Here is a 619-nt window from a genome sequence, read left to right on the forward strand (position 1 = left end):
ATTCATATTAAGGATTAAAGGATTTCGTGTATTGGCCGGTTTTCAGAAGAACCAGGGTACAGGCCTCCTGGACCTTGATTCCGGCGGATTTGAGTTTTTCATAGGCTTGGGGGTTTTCCGTGCCGGGGTTGAAAATCACCCGTTGGGGTTTAAGGTCGAGAATTTGCTCAATCACCTTGTCCTGCCGGGCCGGGCCCAGATACATGGTTACCGTGTCAATGGGCTGGGGAATATCGGTAAGCGCATGGTAGACGGTTTTGCCTTCAATGCTCTCGTGTTTGGGCGCTACGGGTATGGGGCTGTGTCCGTACTCTTCCAGCATATTCTGGGCCTTGTTGGAATATCTGTCTTTCAAGGGGCTTGCGCCGACCACCGCAACGGTCTCTTTTTTTTCTTCCATGGGTTTTGTATCTCCTGTGTGTTATATTTATCGATAAGTATCTGTTTATAACAAAGGAAAGTACAGGAAAAAATATGGGACTGTTTAATCTGGTGTCTCCCTATGGCCCGGCCGGGGACCAGCCAAAGGCCATTGATTATCTGGTCCGGGGGGTAAACGCGGGTGAAAAATACCAGGTTCTTTTGGGGGTGACAGGATCGGGCAAGACCTTTACCATGG

1 protein-coding gene is annotated in these 619 nt (G+C 49.4%); it reads right to left on the minus strand.

Going from position 1 to position 619, the window contains the following annotated elements; translation table 11 throughout:
* Window positions 1-7: 7 nt before the first annotated feature.
* Window positions 8-400, minus strand: a complete 393-nt coding sequence (locus tag B3D59_RS10230) for a CoA-binding protein (RefSeq protein ID WP_286819540.1) — start codon at window positions 398-400, stop codon at window positions 8-10.
* Between the last annotated feature and the right edge of the window lie 219 nt (window positions 401-619).

This window comes from Desulfobacter sp. UBA2225 (assembly GCF_002348205.1).
Lineage (GTDB): Bacteria > Desulfobacterota > Desulfobacteria > Desulfobacterales > Desulfobacteraceae > Desulfobacter > Desulfobacter postgatei.

Coding starts and splice junctions, on each gene's coding strand:
- B3D59_RS10230 (WP_286819540.1), bottom strand. CDS start 400: ATGGAAGAAAAAAAAGAGACCGTTGCGGTGGTCGGCGCAAGCCCCTTG.